General features: G+C 61.7%; 13 protein-coding genes. 5 read left to right on the forward strand and 8 right to left on the reverse strand.

The features are described 5' to 3' along the window. Positions 1 to 154 precede the first annotated feature (154 nt). Positions 155 to 1,003, reverse strand: coding sequence for a hypothetical protein (locus FJQ55_RS07260; RefSeq protein WP_140826969.1), 849 nt, complete (start codon positions 1,001 to 1,003; stop codon positions 155 to 157). Positions 1,004 to 1,006: 3 nt separating this feature from the next. Further along, the gene (locus FJQ55_RS07265; RefSeq protein WP_140826970.1) at positions 1,007 to 1,438 is read right to left on the reverse strand and encodes an ABA4-like family protein; all 432 of its coding nucleotides are present in this window, start codon (positions 1,436 to 1,438) and stop codon (positions 1,007 to 1,009) included. A 114-nt stretch (positions 1,439 to 1,552) separates the two neighbouring features. On the opposite strand from FJQ55_RS07265, the gene FJQ55_RS07270 reads away from it, so the two are divergent. Then, positions 1,553 to 2,155, forward strand: a complete 603-nt coding sequence (locus FJQ55_RS07270; protein ID WP_140826971.1) for a TetR/AcrR family transcriptional regulator — start codon at positions 1,553 to 1,555, stop codon at positions 2,153 to 2,155. 108 nt (positions 2,156 to 2,263) lie between these two features. Here the strand turns inward: FJQ55_RS07270 and FJQ55_RS07275 are convergent, their stop codons facing one another. Next, positions 2,264 to 3,001 (reverse strand): SDR family oxidoreductase, encoded by a 738-nt coding sequence (locus FJQ55_RS07275; RefSeq protein WP_140826972.1) that lies wholly within the window; start codon positions 2,999 to 3,001, stop codon positions 2,264 to 2,266. 72 nt (positions 3,002 to 3,073) lie between these two features. Here FJQ55_RS07275 and FJQ55_RS07280 point away from each other — a divergent pair, with 72 nt between their 5' ends. Together FJQ55_RS07280 and aspS are read left to right on the forward strand one after the other, a co-directional pair. Next, on the forward strand, positions 3,074 to 3,991 hold the full coding sequence (locus FJQ55_RS07280; protein ID WP_281285494.1) for an AraC family transcriptional regulator: 918 nt from the start codon (positions 3,074 to 3,076) through the stop codon (positions 3,989 to 3,991). 325 nt (positions 3,992 to 4,316) lie between these two features. After that, positions 4,317 to 6,107 carry an aspartate--tRNA ligase gene (gene aspS, locus FJQ55_RS07285; RefSeq protein ID WP_140826974.1) on the forward strand — a complete coding sequence of 597 codons (1,791 nt, stop codon included), beginning with the start codon at positions 4,317 to 4,319 and terminating at the stop codon, positions 6,105 to 6,107. A 136-nt stretch (positions 6,108 to 6,243) separates the two neighbouring features. On the opposite strand, the gene FJQ55_RS07290 is transcribed toward aspS, so the two are convergent. Continuing rightward, a complete protein-coding gene (locus FJQ55_RS07290; RefSeq protein ID WP_140826975.1) occupies positions 6,244 to 7,440 on the reverse strand; it encodes a hypothetical protein in 1,197 nt (398 codons plus the stop codon). Positions 7,441 to 7,649: 209 nt separating this feature from the next. Here FJQ55_RS07290 and parC point away from each other — a divergent pair, with 209 nt between their 5' ends. Beyond that, the gene (parC, locus tag FJQ55_RS07295) at positions 7,650 to 9,926 is read left to right on the forward strand and encodes a DNA topoisomerase IV subunit A (protein WP_140826976.1); all 2,277 of its coding nucleotides are present in this window, start codon (positions 7,650 to 7,652) and stop codon (positions 9,924 to 9,926) included. A 62-nt stretch (positions 9,927 to 9,988) separates the two neighbouring features. On the opposite strand, the gene FJQ55_RS07300 is transcribed toward parC, so the two are convergent. Next, positions 9,989 to 11,131, reverse strand: a complete 1,143-nt coding sequence (locus FJQ55_RS07300; protein WP_140826977.1) for a cyclic nucleotide-binding domain-containing protein — start codon at positions 11,129 to 11,131, stop codon at positions 9,989 to 9,991. Positions 11,132 to 11,231: 100 nt separating this feature from the next. Continuing rightward, positions 11,232 to 13,250 carry a putative bifunctional diguanylate cyclase/phosphodiesterase gene (locus tag FJQ55_RS07305; protein WP_246085049.1) on the reverse strand — a complete coding sequence of 673 codons (2,019 nt, stop codon included), beginning with the start codon at positions 13,248 to 13,250 and terminating at the stop codon, positions 11,232 to 11,234. A 210-nt stretch (positions 13,251 to 13,460) separates the two neighbouring features. On the opposite strand from FJQ55_RS07305, the gene FJQ55_RS07310 reads away from it, so the two are divergent. Further along, positions 13,461 to 14,504, forward strand: a complete 1,044-nt coding sequence (locus tag FJQ55_RS07310) for a class I SAM-dependent methyltransferase (protein WP_140826978.1) — start codon at positions 13,461 to 13,463, stop codon at positions 14,502 to 14,504. Positions 14,505 to 14,593: 89 nt separating this feature from the next. On the opposite strand, the gene FJQ55_RS07315 is transcribed toward FJQ55_RS07310, so the two are convergent. Both FJQ55_RS07315 and FJQ55_RS07320 read right to left on the reverse strand, forming a co-directional pair. Further along, complete coding sequence (locus tag FJQ55_RS07315; protein ID WP_140826979.1) at positions 14,594 to 15,355, reverse strand: arginyltransferase; 762 nt, start codon at positions 15,353 to 15,355, stop codon at positions 14,594 to 14,596. Positions 15,356 to 15,479: 124 nt separating this feature from the next. Beyond that, positions 15,480 to 15,938: an RDD family protein gene (locus FJQ55_RS07320; RefSeq protein ID WP_140826980.1), complete on the reverse strand. Its 459-nt coding sequence runs from the start codon at positions 15,936 to 15,938 to the stop codon at positions 15,480 to 15,482. Positions 15,939 to 15,974 lie beyond the last annotated feature (36 nt).

Below are 15,974 nucleotides of genomic sequence, written 5' to 3' on the forward strand. Positions count from 1 at the left end.
CGGGGAAACCTGCCCGCCGCAACGGAGGGGGACGAGTCGATGGTGCGGCAGTGAAAAATACCTAGCGCCGATTGTCCGGTAGCGACAGGCTTAAAATGACGGCATCTGTCGTCTTGTGACACGTGCCGAGCATACGAACGTCAGAGGACTGGCCTCAAAGAAACGGCATGGCTCTCACAGCCTGCACGAAGGTGGCGGTGACCACGGCGAACGAGGCGAGCACGCCGGCGGCAATCCCGATCCGCACCTGTCCGGGCAGGTAGCGATCGAGCACGAAGCCGAGGATCGGCAAAGCCTGCATGATGTGGGTGGCGAAGAAATGTGGCACGCGCAGATCGCCGCCGGTCTGCGACCAGCCGAAGAGTGGCAGCCCGCCGACATCGGTCCTCACGCCGCCAACCCAGTGGCCAGGTCCTCCGATCTGACCGCTGCCGAGTGCGAAGGCGGTGATCAGCGTCAGGATCGCACCGAGGATCAGCCCCCAGCCGCCGCCAAGCCGCAGGCCCGTCGGAGCGAATGGGGAAGGGCGCGTGAGAAGATAGATCCCGATCACCAGCGCCGAGAGCACTAGCAGAGCCGCGCCTATGCCCATGATGCCGTACATCGTGGCTTCGATTGGCGTGGAATTGTTGAAATGCGAAGCCCGTCCGCGCGCCGCCTGAAGCGTGATATAGGCGATCTCGCCGATGGCCGTGGCGGCCGCGGTGAAGGCAGCGAGCCAGATACCGCGGCTCGCAAGGGTCCTGGCATCGATCAGCGGCAGGAGCCACAGCAGTGTTGCCATCATCACCACCAGCGACAGCTGGAATTTCAGCGGCTTGATCCAGACGCTGATGCCGTTGAGCAGCCGATCGTCGATGCCGAACGCGATCAGCGAGGGAACGGCAAGGGCGATCTGAAAACCGAGCGCGAGCAGCAACAGGCGCTCCGCGGAGGCCGCGCGGAGGAGCGACGCCGGAGATAAGCCGGCAAGCGGTGTGGTCTGGTCGAAGATCATCGTCATGGCTTATGCCTTTGCCGTTGTCAGGGCGGATTGGCTCGCCCGCATGATGAAGAACAGGAGAAGGCCGATCGGCCCGAACATGAAGGTGACGACAAGAATCGGCGCCTGAACCACCCGGTTCCAGCCGAGCCTGTCGGCCTCTAAGGCGATCCAGGTGCCGACGAAGAGGTCGAAGGCAAGGTAATGGATCCAGCCGGCGACCAGCACGCCGTCATTGAGGAAGAGTGTGCGGACCTCCGCAAGCGAGCCGAAGCCGCCGCCCTCGACGCGGAAGAAATAGACGAAGATCAGCACGGCATAGGTGAGCGACAGCAAGCCGATCAGCCCGAGGCGCAGGCTCTGCATGACGATCGGGCGGCGCGGGGCTAGGATGAGGACGAGCCATCCCAGCATGGCCGCAGAGCTCGCGGACGGAAACAACTGCGTGAAATCCATGACGCGCTCCCTTCGAGTTCCCGATCTTGGCAATGACAAGATAGAGATGTCGGATTAACTTGTCACTGTCAAGATGGCTTTGACAGAACGCCAAGGGCAGAGTTAGACAAGGGCATGGCAAGAGAGAAATCCTATCACCACGGCGACCTGCGCCAGGCCCTGATCGAAACTGGCCTTGATATGCTGGAGGAGCATGGCCTCGAAGGCCTGACGCTGCGCAAGCTAGCCGCCCGCGTCGGCGTCTCCCATGCCGCCCCCGAACATCATTTCCCGACCCTCAGGCACCTGCTGACCGCCTTTGCCACGGAGGGGTTCCGCCTGTTTGCCGCCTCGATGCGATCAGCCATGGCGCAGGCCCCCGACGATCCGGCCGAACAACTGCGCGCCGCCGCCCGCGGCTATCTTGCCTTTGCGACCACGCGCCCGCATCTCTTCCGCCTGATGTTCAACTCCAACCGCCTCGACTGGGAAGACCCGGCGCTCGGCCCCCCGGCAAACGCGGCCCACGCCGTGCTCGAGGAAATCTCGTTGCCGGTGGCAAAACGCCTGAACCGCGACACGCCGGAGGGCAGGGCGGCGGTCGAACAGCTGGTCTGGTCGCAGATCCACGGCCACGCGCATCTGATGATCGATGGTAAGCTGCAGCAGGAGAGCGGCACGGGCTGCGAGCCGTTTGCGGCGCCGCTGGATCTCGCGAGTGTGCTTTTGCCGGAGTGAGGGGGTAATCTCACGCCGGGCCCGTTGCGAGCCTCCGGTGGGGGGGCGGCAGTCGTTTCAGATCCAGCGGAGAGCTCTATGCGCCAAAACCGAGAGGCTCACACAGTGTCAATCCTGCGCGGTCGGGCGCACGACGATGCTGCCGATTTCCACGTCATTGGGTTGCTCGATTGCGAAAGCGATCGCACGTGCGATCGCTACCGGGGAAATGGCGAGCTCTTGCTTGCGTCTCAGAATAGCCGCTTTAATGTCAGGATCGGCGATGGCGGCATCCGCGAAGGTTGTGTCGATGAAACCCGGTGATATCTCTGTCACGCGCAGGTTTTTGACCGACTCCTGCCGCAGGGCTTCGGTGGCTGTCCGTAGTGCATTCTTGGTCGCTGCGTAGACGCCCATCGTCGGCACAATCTTGAGGCCAGCGGTTGATACGACGTTGATGACGTGCCCGCCATCTTGGCGCGTAAACACGGGCAGAGCTGCAGCGATACCGTAGAGCGCGCCCTTCAGGTTTACGTCGATCATGGCGTTCCAGTCATCGACCTTCAGCGCGTCGAAACGGGAGAGCGGACCAATACCCGCATTGTTGATGATGACATCAAGCCGCCCGAAACGTTCGCAAGCAAGCTTGACCAGACCCTCCAGATCCACAGGTCTGGTAACGTCAATGGCCCGGTAGACGGCTTGGCCGCCCGCCGTCTCGATTTCTCCCGCTACACTGGCGATTTCCGCTTCGCTTCGTGAGCCGAGTACAAGACGCGCGCGTCGCGCTGCAAGGTGAATAGCTGTCGCCCGGCCAATGCCGCGTCCGGCTCCGGTGATGGCGACGATCTTGTTCTCTATGGTCATTGTAGTCTCCATTTGCTGCTTGAGAGGCAAGATCTAGGCACCGGAGGCGGTATGATCTATGCTCGAAAGTCCATGCTTTTGTCGCGATCCGCCAAACCATTAGCCGATCCGTTCTCCGAGGTTCTTACGGCCTTGGGTGCGCGGAGCGTGCGTGGGACCGGGCTTGAAGCGGCGGGAGACTGGGCACTCGCCTTCGACGGGCGGGCGCGGTTGAAGTTCATCGCTGTCACACGAGGCCGCTGCTGGCTTCTCCTTCCGGATCATTCGCCGGAAGCACTTGTGGAAGGCGATCTCGTTCTCATCAGCGACACGCGCTATACGGTGGCGAGTGACCCGGCCGTCCAACCGATGGATGGAATGCCGCTCTACGCCGCGCCGGGACAGGACTTGGTCCGCTTGGGCGCTGCAAACGAAACGGCGCTGATAGGCGGTGGCAGCGGTTTTGCCGATGGCAGCGCCGCCTTCGTTCTCGATGCGCTCCCGAATTTCCTGCGCATCGATGCGAGATCGGCCACCGCCAATGCTGTCGCGAGAACGCTGGATGCTCTGAGGATAGAGGTTGTCCAAGGGGAACTGGGTGGTACGCTGGTCGCGGAACGGCTGGCGGAAATCCTCGTCGTCGCGGCCGTTCGCGCTTTCGTGGCCACCAACCCTAAGAACAGTGTCGGTTGGATCAGCGCGCTGTCGGACCTGAGGATCGGCAAGGCGCTCAGATTGATGCATGCAGATGTCGCGTACCGCTGGACAGTGCCGATGCTGGCGTCGGAGGTCGGCATGTCACGCTCGGCCTTCACGAAACGGTTCACCGAGCGTGTCGGTCGGCCGCCTCTCGAATACCTTACCCACTGGCGCATGGTCCTGGCGCAGCAAAAAATGAATGCGGGCGAGACAGTCGCAGCAGTTGCTTCCGCGGTCGGCTACAACTCCCAAAGCGCCTTTGCTCATGCCTTTAAGCGGACTATGGGACGGACGCCACGATCGGACCGATGATCACAGCGTCTAGGCTTCTCACCGCACCTTCCTGTTAGATCCGGGACTTCTTCAATGTCCGCCATGGACCCAACCCGGACAGCTGCACCAGATAATCGAATGTCCGCTCTCGCCGTTCGGCGGCCCAACATCGATAAGTCTCCTCCCGGCGCACCGCCGCTAAAGGTCATCGGCCGCCGCGTGGCAATTCCGGGTAGGAGCAACGCCCAACACCACGCAGCCTTGACAAATCAGCCACACCATGCGCTTTTCCGCCCGATTTTCTATCGGTCGCGCGCCTCATTGGATGGTGCCTTTTCGACCGTCACATTCGGGATACCTGATCATGCATCGTTACCGCAGCCACACCTGTGCCGCTCTTCGCAAGTCCGACGTCGGATCGACCGTTCGCCTGTCGGGCTGGGTCCATCGCGTCCGTGACCATGGCGGCGTGCTCTTCATCGACCTGCGCGATCACTATGGCATCACCCAGGTCGTGGCCGATCCGGATAGCCCGGCCTTCAAGCTGGCCGAAACCGTGCGCGGCGAATGGGTCATCCGCATCGACGGCCTGGTCAAGGCCCGTACGGAAGACACCGTCAACAAGAACATGCCGACCGGCGAGATCGAGCTTTACGCTCAGGAAATCGAGGTTCTCTCGGCCGCCAAGGAACTGCCGCTGCCGGTCTTCGGCGAGCCGGACTATCCGGAAGACGTGCGCCTGAAGTATCGCTTCCTCGATCTGCGCCGCGATACGCTGCACAAGAACATCGTCAAGCGCACCCAGATCATCTCCGCCATGCGCACCGGCATGGCCGAAGCCGGCTTTGCCGAGTACACGACCCCGATCCTGACGGCCTCTTCGCCGGAAGGCGCGCGCGACTTCCTGGTGCCGAGCCGCATCCATGAAGGCAAGTTCTTCGCGCTGCCCCAGGCGCCGCAGCAGTATAAGCAGCTTTTAATGGTCGCCGGTTTCGACCGCTATTTCCAGATCGCGCCGTGCTTCCGCGACGAAGACCCGCGCGCCGACCGTCTGCCGGGCGAATTCTACCAGCTCGACGTCGAAATGAGCTTCGTCACCCAGGAAGATGTGTGGGGCACGATGGAGCCGATGATGACCAAGGTCTTCGAGCAGTTCGCCGAAGGCAAGCCGGTCACGAAGCAGTGGCCGCGCATCCCCTATGACGAGGCGATCCGCAAATACGGTTCCGACAAGCCGGACCTGCGCAACCCGATCGTCATGCAGGCCGTCACCGACCACTTCCGCGATTCCGGCTTCAAGGTCTTCGCCGGCATGATCGCGTCCAACCCGAAAGTCGAAATCTGGGCGATCCCGGCCAAGACCGGTGGCTCCAGAGCATTCTGCGATCGCATGAACGCCTGGGCGCAATCGACCGGCCAGCCGGGCCTCGGCTACATCTTCTGGAAGGAAGAGGACGGCAAGATCGGCGGCTCCGGCCCGCTCGCCAAGAACATTGGCGAAGAGCGCACGGAAGCGATCCGCCAGCAGCTCGGTCTCGATGCGGGCGACGCCGCCTTCTTCGTCGCGGGCGATCCGGCCAAGTTCTACAAGTTTGCCGGCGAAGCCCGCACCCGCGCCGGCGAGGAGTTGAACCTCGTCGATCGCGACCGTTTTGAGATGTGCTGGATCGTCGACTTCCCGTTCTACGAATACAACGAGGACGAAAAGAAGATCGACTTCGCCCACAACCCCTTCTCGATGCCGCAGGGTGGTCTGGAAGCGCTGGAAAGCCAGGATCCGCTGTCGCTGAAGGCCTATCAGTATGACGCCGTCTGCAACGGCTTCGAAATCGCTTCGGGCTCGATCCGTAACCAGTCGCCGGAACTGATGGTCAAGGCGTTCGAACTGGTCGGCCTGTCGAAGGACGATGTCGAGGAACGCTTCGGCGGCATGTACCGTGCCTTCCAGTACGGCGCGCCGCCGCATGGCGGCTGCGCCTTCGGTATCGACCGCGTGGTCATGCTGCTCGTCGGCGCGAAGAACCTGCGCGAAATCTCGCTCTTCCCGATGAACCAGCAGGCCCAGGACTTGCTGATGAACGCCCCGTCGCCGGCCACCCCGACGCAGCTGCGCGAACTCGCGCTGCGCGTCGTGCCGCAGCCGAAGAAGGACTAATCGGCTCGGAAGACCTGAATGACGAAGGCCGGGAGCGATCCCGGCCTTTTCTTTTGCCTGGAGCCGAGAAGTTAGATGGAATGAAAAAAGCCCGGCTGCTTTCGCAACCGGGCTTTGATCTTCACCGGAAAAACGATCAGTCGTTCGCCGTCACCTTGACGCCGATCAGGGCCGGGATGGTTTCCGGCGCCCCCATGGCCGCACCCATGATCATCGGGAAGGCGACCGGATTGGCAGGGGCGGCGACGATCGTCAGCGCCTTCGGATTGTCGATGTAGGAGTTGACTGCCGTCGACACTTCGTTCTGCAGCGCGCCGAGCTTCGCCTGGGCGAGAAGCAGCGGCACCATGCCCTTGACCATCTGGCCCATCTGCGCGCCGTCGGTGCCCTGGCTCTTGCCGGCATAATCGAGGCCGCGCTTAGTGATACCGGCATCCTCGAAGCGGATCTTGGCGTCGATCAGCGACAGCTGCTGGACGAGGCCGAGCATGGCGAGACCGGCAGCCTGCTGGGCCTGCTCGTTCTGCGGTTGGGCCTGCATGGCCTTGGCCTGTTCCTGCATCTGCTTGACGAGGTCGAGTGTGTACCCGGAAATGCCGAACGACATGGAGAGCTTGCCGATATTGGCGAAATCGATCGAATAATCTTCGACGTCGATCGTGCCCGTTTCGACTTCCCAGCTGCCCGAGGTGCTGAAGCCGCCGTCGAGCGTGGTCAGGCCCAGCGCCTGGATGGCTTCCTTTGCCTTGGGATCTTCGACCGTGCTGAGATCGGCCTTTACGCCGGAGGCGGAGCCTTCGAAGGTGATGGTCTTCTCGTCTTCCGACAGTCCCATCGTGCCCGTGGCTTCGGCCATGGAGAAGACCGACTTGCCGTCGACCGTGACGTCGATCGGGCCGCTATGGGCCTCCTCGTAGAACATCAGCGAATCGATGCCTTCCGCATTCGTGTCACCGGGAACATAGACGCCGGCGAGATAGAGCTCCTTCACCGAGAAGCTGGACTTCTCTTCCTTCACGTCGACTTCCGGAAAATCGACGCGCTCGATGTAATAGGCTCCACCGTCTTCCTCGGTGACGCCCTGCAGCGTCAGTTCGGCAAGGGTGAGGGGCTTCTCGGTCTTTTCGCCGTTGATCTCCAGCGTGACGTTCTTCAGCACGACGTCCTCGCCGTCCACCTCGACGCTGTCCGCCTTGATGACGGTGCCGCCACCGGCGAAGGAGGCATTGATCTTGTTGAGCAAATCCTGCCCGTCCAGCGCAAGCGCCGGGCCGGACAAGGCGCAGAGCGCGGCACCGGCGAGCAGGATCCGGGTGAAACGGTACAAGGTCATGGTGAAGTCCTCTTTGTGGCTTTGGCCCGCAGCAGACTGCGGGAAGATAATCGGCGTCTGTTATAAGTAGGATTGAAAAAACGTCCACCGAATTTCGCCGCGAAGGGCCATCGCGACGACAGGGCGTGATGAAGGTCACAGCCCCTTAATCCACAGGCAGAAATCCCGGATTCCTTGCCGTTTCGGGTCATCTCGGTTAGGCAGGGCCCATGGGGACAAATCAGCTTCCGCCCGAAGAGGGTGGCGACAACATTCTTCCGGTCGACCTGAAGGCGGCGCTCGAAGAGCGATACCTTGCCTATGCCTTGTCGACGATCATGCACCGCGCGCTGCCGGATGTGCGCGACGGGTTGAAGCCGGTTCACCGGCGCATCATTCACGCGATGAGCGAGATGGGCATTCGCCCGAACTCTGCTTTCAAGAAATGCGCCCGTATCGTCGGTGACGTCATCGGTAAGTTCCACCCGCATGGCGACCAGTCGGTCTATGATGCGCTGGTGCGTCTCGCCCAGGACTTCTCGCAGCGTTACCCGGTCGTGGACGGGCAGGGGAACTTCGGCAATATCGATGGCGATAGTGCGGCCGCCTATCGTTACACAGAAGCCCGCATGACCGATGTGGCAGCCCTGCTGCTCGAAGGCATTGATCAGGACGCCGTCGATTTCCGCCCGACCTATAACGAGGAAGACGACGAACCGACGGTTCTGCCGGGCGCCTTCCCGAACCTGCTCGCCAATGGCGCCTCGGGCATCGCGGTGGGCATGGCGACCTCCATCCCGCCGCACAATGCCCATGAGCTCTGCGACGCGGCCCTCTATCTGATCAAGAACCCCGGCGCGCCCGTCGAGGAGTTGCTGGCCGATCCCGCCCATCCCGAACGCGGCGGCATCGAAGGCCCCGACTTCCCGACCGGCGGCGTGGTCATCGAAAGCCGCGCCTCCATGCTCGAGACCTACCGCACCGGTCGCGGCGGCTTTCGTGTGCGTGCCAAGTGGGAGATCGAGGATCTCGGCCGGGGCGGTTACCAGATCATCGTCACCCAGATCCCGTTCCAGGTCCAGAAGTCACGGTTGATCGAAAAGATCGCCGAACTGCTGATTGCGCGTCGCCTGCCGCTGCTCGAAGATGTGCGCGACGAGAGCGCCGAGGACATCCGCCTGGTGCTCGTGCCGAAGAGCCGCACGGTGGACGCCACCCTGCTGATGGAATCGCTTTTCAAGCTGACGGAGCTCGAAAGCCGCATTCCGCTCAACATGAACGTCTTGTCCCAAGGCAAGGTGCCGAAGGTCATGGCCCTCAACGAGGTGCTGACCGAATGGCTCGACCACCGCAAGGATGTTCTCGTCCGCCGTTCGAAATTCCGCCTGGCGGCTATCGACCGGCGCCTGGAAATCCTCGGCGGCCTGCTGATCGCCTATCTCAACCTCGACGAGGTGATCCGCATCATCCGCGAGGAGGATGAGCCGAAGCCGGTGATGATCGCCAAATGGGATCTGACCGACGTCCAGGCCGAAGCCATCCTCAACATGCGCCTCAGAAACCTGCGCAAGCTCGAGGAATTCGAGATCCGCAAGGAGCACGAGGAACTGTCGGCTGAAAAGGCCGAGATCGAATCCCTGCTCGCCTCCACCGACAAGCAGTGGCAGACCGTCGCCTGGGAAATCGGCGAGGTGAAGAAGAAATACGCCAAGGCAACCGAGCTTGGCCGTCGCCGGACCCTGTTTGCCGATGCGCCGGACGCCGATGTCGAGGCGATCCAGCAGGCGATGATCGAAAAGGAACCGATCACCGTCGTCATCTCGGAAAAGGGCTGGATCCGCGCGCTGAAGGGCCACATTTCCGATACCTCCTCGCTCACCTTCAAGGAAGGCGACGGGTTGAAGGTGGCCTTCCCAGCCCAGACGACCGACAAGATCTTGCTGGTGACGACAGGCGGTAAGGTCTACACGCTGGGCGGCGACAAGCTGCCCGGTGGCCGCGGCCACGGTGAGCCGCTGCGCATCATCGTCGATATGGAAAACGACCAGGATGTGCTGACCGCCTTCGTCCATGACGCGACCCGCAAACTCCTCGTCGTCTCGACCGCCGGCAACGGCTTCGTCGTGCCGGAAGGGGAGGTGGTCGCCAATACGCGCAAGGGCAAGCAGGTGATGAATGTTGGCATGCCGGACGAAGCCAAGCTGGTGGTGCCGGTCAGCGGCGATCACGTCGCCGTGGTCGGCGAAAACCGCAAGATGCTGGCCTTCCCGCTCGCCCAGATCCCCGAAATGACGCGTGGCAAGGGCGTCCGCCTGCAGCGCTACAAGGACGGCGGCATTTCCGACGTGAAGTGCTTTGCGATTGCCGATGGCCTGACCTGGGCGGACTCGGCGGGCCGCACCTTCACCAAGACCAAGGAAGAACTGATCGAGTGGCTGGGCGACCGTGCGACCGCCGGCCGAGCCGTCCCGAAGGGCTTCCCCCGCAGTGGCAAGTTTGCCGGCTGAGCCGCGTTGACAGATCGATCGCGAAAGCCGGTCGCGCAAGCGGTCGGCTTTTTCATGGCCGCTCAGCCGCCTTGCCAGATCGCCCAGATCCCCATCAGCGTCGCGGCATTGCCCAAAATGAAATGCGAAACGACGGGGCCGGCGAGATTGCGATAGGTGAGGAACAGCGTGCCCCACACGATACCCGTCAGAAGGGCGACGACGGCGAGTGACGACGAATAGTGCAGATGCAGCGTCGAGAAAACCAATGAGGAGATCAGCACAGCTGCTGCCGGCCTCATCCGCCCCGGCATGAGCTTGGCGATCGAGGTCAGGAACACGCCCCGGCAGATCCACTCCTGCAAGGCGGCGATCAGGATATAGGTGTAGACGCTGAGCGTGAGCTGGGCCGGATCGATGAGAGGTGTTCCGGCAAGTTGCGGATAAAGCCGCGTGCGAAAATAGATCATGGCCGCGAGTGCGGGAAGGCTGATCAAGAGGCCCATCAGGATCGATCGCCCGAGATTGGTCCGCCGGATACCCATGTCATGGCGGGTGAGACCGCAGCGCACGGTTAGCCCCCACAGGATGAAGCCGCCCCAGAGTTCCATGGCGCGTGAGGTCCAGAAGATCATCGCATCGTGGTGGGTGGCCCGCAGGCTTCCGAGCAGCAGGCCGTTGACCAGCGCATAGGCGTTCACCATCAGGACGATGGTGACGAACATGAAGGCCAGCGCATGATACCGCCGGTCGGCATCCTCGAGCGCCACGAACTGCTCCCGAAGCTTGCCGTAGCTCGCCGACAGTTGGGCGTAGATCTTGCGGAAGAAGAGGGTGGCGAGTTCCGGCCTGTCGCTGAGAAACTCGCGGTAGTCTGTCCGGTCGATCACCCAGCCACGCACGGCCGATCGCGCTTTGGCCGAGGCACTGCGCGGATCGCCGCTGATCATGCCGAGCTCGCCGACCAGTGCCCCGTCGCCGGCAACCGCCAGCGTGTCGCCGGTATCGGGCGCAAACACTTCGACCTCGCCTTCGGCGATCAGGATCGCGAAGCTGCTGTCATCGCCTTTGTTGAAGATGATCTCGCCCGCCGCATAGCGGACCGGATCGACGTGCTGACGGAAGGCTTCGAGATAGCTGTCGCTGACGCGGATATCCGTATGCTTGAGAAGCTTCTCGGAAAACGCCTGGGCTCCCCGCAGGATATCGGTTTGCGCAATGGTCATGAGTAAGGCCCCGAACCGGTATGGACGTCTCCATCATACTGGGTTCGGAACCCGATTTCGTGCCGGGCGATCGGCCAAATCTGGCAGGAATTTCCGATGCCTAGAGGCTGACGACCGTGGCGAGCCGCGGCACGGCTTTGATCCGCACTTCCTCGATCGGAACCGGCCGGCCGAGATAGTAGCCCTGGCCGAGTTCGATGCCGAGTTCGTGCATCAGGTCCACGTGATCTGCTGTTTCCAGGCCCTCGATCAGGATCTTCAAGCCGCGGTTGCGGATCAGGCGAATGATGTCTTCGAGCATGGCGCGACCGGCTGGGCGGCGGGCATCCTGCAGGAACGAGCGGTCGATCTTAACCGTATCGAACGGGAAGAGGCGAAGCCATGAGAGGCCGGCAAAGCCGGTGCCGAAGTCGTCGAGCCAGATGCGAATGCCGAGCGCCTGCAGATCGGTGATGCAGCGGATGACATCCGACTGCCCCTCCATGTCGATGCCCTCGGTAATCTCGAAGGCGAGCTGCGAACCGGAGACGCCGGTTTCTTCGAGGATCGTCGAGACCGCGAGCGCAAAGCCGCGCGACTTCAGCTGGATGGCCGAGACGTTGACGCTGGCGAGCGGCACGAGGCCGGGTGCCAGCACTTCGGTGCAGGCGCGGCGGATGGCCCAGAGGCCGAGTTCGAGGATCGCGCCGGTGCGCTCGGCCACGGGGATGAACTGGCCGGGCGAAAGCGGCGTTCCATCGATCATCTTCAGACGCATCAGCGACTCGACACCCTCGACCCGGCCTGTCCGCATGTTCTGGATCGGCTGGTAGACGAGGTGGACGAGATCGTTGCGGATCGCCATGCGTAGCGTGGCCGCGATGTTTTCGTTGTCATCGCTGCTCAGCGGATCGTTCGGGTCGAACAGGCGAACGCAGTTGCGGCCGTTGGCCTTGGCCGAATAGAGCGCCCGGTCGGCCTCGTTGATGATGCGCTCGAGCTTCGGTCCGGTCTGCGCCCGCGTGTAGGCAGCGCCGACGCTGACCGTCACGACCGCCTGGCCGTCGCGACGCTGGTCGTGCACGAGAGCCAGATCTTCAACGGTGGCACGAATGACCTCGGCGAGCGCCGTGACCTGTTCGCGACCCGTCACGCGCGACAGCACGATGAACTCTTCACCGCCGTAGCGTCCGACAGTGGCATTAAGCGGCTTCAACATGTCGCTGAGCGCAGACGCCACCATCACAAGGCATCGGTCGCCGGCTTGATGGCCATAGAAGTCGTTGTACTTCTTGAAGAAGTCTACATCGACGAGCATGACCGCGAAGCTGGTGCCCGCATTTTGCCAGTTGCTCCAGTAGTCGCGGAGCCGCTTGTCGACCGCGCGCCTGTTTTCCACACCGGTCAGATAGTCGGTGTTGGACAGGCGTTCGAGGGCAGCCCCGCGCTTCTCCGATTCCTCATGCTGCTGGGCTGCTTCCCGCGCGTTGAGAAAGACGTTGTAGCGTTCTTCGTTCAGCTTCCAGTTCACATAAGAAGTGAAGACGAAGCAAGACAGGTAAAACAGCACGAGGACCAGCTGCTGGTGCGGCTCGAGCGGCGGCACGAAGGCAAGGCTGGTGAAGAAGATCAGCAGTATGATAGCCGACGTTGCGACCGACAGGCGAAAGAACAGATTGAAGAAAAGGTTGGCACTCATCATGAAGATCGTGCCGAAGAGCATATAGAAGCGGAAGGTCTCAACGGCTTGAGTTTCCATCGAGGGCAACAGCCAGCCGATGTAACCGGCCACCACGGTTACGGAACACGTGACGTCGAACCACTTCGAAGAGGCGTCCGCCGCCACGAGTATCTCAAGAACCGTCATCGAAAGGATGGCAACGATGAAACGGGCCGTAATGGCCTGGACTGCCACATCCGGGATGAGCAGCGCATCGGCTATGCCAAAGAGGAGATAGACAATGACGGCGAGCCAAAGGCCACGACGCGTCTCTCGCACCTGGGCTTCACTGCGCGCCCTCATGTAAAGGCGCTTGAGATCATTGGCGGATCCGCCCGGAGACGGCGATGAGGATGGCAGGTCGCCACGTTCGGGATCAACGCCGGAAGGGGCCGCAGTGACGCCTGCCGAAAGGGGCATCGGCGATCGAAGCCGTTCAGGGTGTTCGTTGCCCCGGTCCATCATGTGCTCCAGTTACCGCGCCATACACACAGTCGCGCTCCCTGATCATAACTGGCACAGGCGTTAACTACGTTTTAAGATCTAGACGAATTGAGGGTGTACGTCCGCCTAAATCAGACTATGGTTTCTGAAGTATTAATATCAAGTTTGACTAAAATGGAGCGCAGGATGAGCGATTTAGAGATGGCATTTGACGGCGAGAGCCTGATCACCCCGGACTCTATTGCGTCGCAGGTATTTTCGTCGACGAGCCCCATGCGCGACGGGGAACTCGCCGAAGCCAAAGCCGAGCTGGCGCTTCACCTGCGCGTCGCCGAGCAGCAGTTCGAGAGCAACACGGATGTTGGACAGATCATGCTGCGCCTGTTGACGGGTCTGCATAACGTCCGCAATCGATATTCGCCGAAGATTTGGGAACAACTGATTCCGATTGCCCAGACCCATGCCATTGCCCGTCATTTCCACGAGGATCCGTTCACCCGCTGGTCCTTCGAGAAACCGCGCGGCTATTCCGGGGACGCCGGTCTGCTTGATTTCATCTATCGCCACCCGAGCAAGCAGCCGATGCTTGATGCAGCAAGCCCGATGGGCAAAGCCGTCAACGCCTTCACCAGCGAGTCTCCAGCCTGCGTGGCTGTGCGCGAGCGTCGTGACCTGCTGGCTCAGTATGTCGACGACGTTGCTTCATCTAGGGGAGGTGAGGCCGAAATCCTGACCATCGCCGCTGGCCATCTTCGCGAAGGTAAAATGTCTCAGGGCCTCAAAAACGGCCAGATCAAGCGCTGGCTCGCACTCGACCAGGACCCGTTGAGTGTCGGCGCGGTCGCGAGCGAGTATGCCGGCACAGCCGTTGAAGCGGTGGACGGTTCCGTTCGCACGGTGTTGATGCGCTCGCAGACGCTGGGCACCTTCGACTTCATCTACGCCGCCGGTCTCTATGACTATTTGGCCGATGAAGTCGCCATCAAGCTGTCGCAGCGATGCCTGCAGATGCTGAAGCCGCACGGCACCTTCCTCTTCGCCAACTTCGCCGACGAAATCCCGGATGACGGCTATATGGAAACCTTCATGAACTGGGCATTGCTGCTGCGTTCTGAAGAGGACATGTGGCGGATCATGCGCGCCACGACCGAAGGCCTCGATGTCGAATGCAGCCTCCGCTACGGCGCCAACAAGAACATCGTCTACGGCATCATCCGCAAGCTGTCCTAGGGCGAAAACGCATCTCCCCGCATCCGTTCGGAAGCGGGGAGATCAGGTCTCTCGCGTTATCTCTATATGAGGCGCAGCACGGGTCCGCGTCATTCTTCCATGTCAGCCGAGAATCGCATCCAGCCCTGATTCATCAGGTGCTCCTGCGGCTGAAAGCGGGTCTTGTAGTCCATCTTTTGCGATCCCCGCACCCAATAGCCAAGATAGACATGCGGCAGGCCCAGCGCCTGGGCGCGGCGGATATGGTCAAGCACCATCATAGTGCCGAGCGAGCGCTTTTCCATCTCCGGATTGTAGAACGAATAGACCATCGAAAGCCCGTCGCTCATCAGGTCGGAGAGGGCAACCGCAACGAGTTCGCCGCGCGGCTGCGCCGAAACACCGTCGCCAGGGCTGCGCAGCCGGTATTCGATGATCCTTGTCTGCACATGGCTGTCCTCGACCATGATCGCATAATCGAGCGCAGACATGTCCGACATGCCGCCCTGCTGGTGTCTGGCATCGAGATAGCGGCGGAAGAGAGAAAACTGTTCGGTAGAAGGCTGAGCCGGGAAAACCGTGGAGACGAGATCGCGATTCGCCGCGTCCACGCGCCGGAACGCCCGGCTCGCTTGGAATTCCTTGACCAACACCCGCACCGAGACGCAGGCACGACAGGCCTCGCAAGCGGGGCGGTAAGCGATGTTCTGCGACCGGCGAAAGCCGCCCTGGGTGAGGAGATCGTTCATTTCGGTGGCCCGGGGGCCTACCATATGGGTGAAGACCTTCCGCTCCAATTCGTCCGGCAGATAGGGGCACGGCGCTGCGGCCGTGAGATAGAATTGCGGAGAGGGGGAGGTCTGGGTATTCATCTGTCGCCGAAGAGAATCCTCTGTCACGTCATCTCTGGGACTAGGATGGCGCAAGAATGCAAAACGTCAACACTCCGGTTGGATCCCGGAGTGTTTTCTTAAAGACGCTGGACGACGAAAAGTTTCAGTAGGTGCGTACGGTTGCCGTCCCGACCAGCAGGTCGTGCACCAGGCGAGAGCGCTCGATGAACAGACCGGCCAGCAGCACCAGCGGCGTCAGCACCGAGTTGAGGATCCAGAACAGGGCCAGATGGGCGATGGCGGTGACGAAGTCGAGCTTGCGACCGTCGAGCCTAACCATGGCGATCCCCATCATTCGCATGCCCGGTGTTGCCTGAGAAGGACCCGCGAGCGACATGCCGAAGTAAAGACCGGCAACGACGAAGAACAGGATCGGATACAGCAGCCAGCCGAGCCCGAGCGTCAGTATGCCGAGGAAAAACACGATCACGGCTGCCGGTATCCACAGGAGCCCGATGAACAGGTAGTCGACGATAAACGCAAAAACCCGACGCGACAGCACGCCGCTATAGGCGCGCCAGTCTTCGGGGGCGGCATAGGACGAATTGTTGTCGAGGCTCATGGCGGGCTCCTTTGGTTGTTCCTCAGATATGGGAAC

Source organism: Rhizobium glycinendophyticum, assembly GCF_006443685.1.
Taxonomy (GTDB): domain Bacteria; phylum Pseudomonadota; class Alphaproteobacteria; order Rhizobiales; family Rhizobiaceae; genus Allorhizobium; species Allorhizobium glycinendophyticum.

Excerpts from the sequence above, each read along its gene's own strand:
- FJQ55_RS07315 (WP_140826979.1), bottom strand. The coding sequence starts at position 15,355 with ATGAATACCCAGACCTCCCCCTCTCCGCAATTCTATCTCACGGCCGCA.
- FJQ55_RS07270 (WP_140826971.1), top strand. The coding sequence starts at position 1,553 with ATGGCAAGAGAGAAATCCTATCACCACGGCGACCTGCGCCAGGCCCTG.
- FJQ55_RS07310 (WP_140826978.1), top strand. The coding sequence starts at position 13,461 with ATGAGCGATTTAGAGATGGCATTTGACGGCGAGAGCCTGATCACCCCG.
- FJQ55_RS07320 (WP_140826980.1), bottom strand. The coding sequence starts at position 15,938 with ATGAGCCTCGACAACAATTCGTCCTATGCCGCCCCCGAAGACTGGCGC.
- FJQ55_RS07265 (WP_140826970.1), bottom strand. The coding sequence starts at position 1,438 with ATGGATTTCACGCAGTTGTTTCCGTCCGCGAGCTCTGCGGCCATGCTG.
- aspS (WP_140826974.1), top strand. The coding sequence starts at position 4,317 with ATGCATCGTTACCGCAGCCACACCTGTGCCGCTCTTCGCAAGTCCGAC.
- FJQ55_RS07290 (WP_140826975.1), bottom strand. The coding sequence starts at position 7,440 with ATGACCTTGTACCGTTTCACCCGGATCCTGCTCGCCGGTGCCGCGCTC.
- FJQ55_RS07260 (WP_140826969.1), bottom strand. The coding sequence starts at position 1,003 with ATGACGATGATCTTCGACCAGACCACACCGCTTGCCGGCTTATCTCCG.
- FJQ55_RS07300 (WP_140826977.1), bottom strand. The coding sequence starts at position 11,131 with ATGACCATTGCGCAAACCGATATCCTGCGGGGAGCCCAGGCGTTTTCC.
- FJQ55_RS07280 (WP_281285494.1), top strand. The coding sequence starts at position 3,074 with ATGCTTTTGTCGCGATCCGCCAAACCATTAGCCGATCCGTTCTCCGAG.
- FJQ55_RS07305 (WP_246085049.1), bottom strand. The coding sequence starts at position 13,250 with ATGCCCCTTTCGGCAGGCGTCACTGCGGCCCCTTCCGGCGTTGATCCC.
- FJQ55_RS07275 (WP_140826972.1), bottom strand. The coding sequence starts at position 3,001 with ATGACCATAGAGAACAAGATCGTCGCCATCACCGGAGCCGGACGCGGC.
- parC (WP_140826976.1), top strand. The coding sequence starts at position 7,650 with ATGGGGACAAATCAGCTTCCGCCCGAAGAGGGTGGCGACAACATTCTT.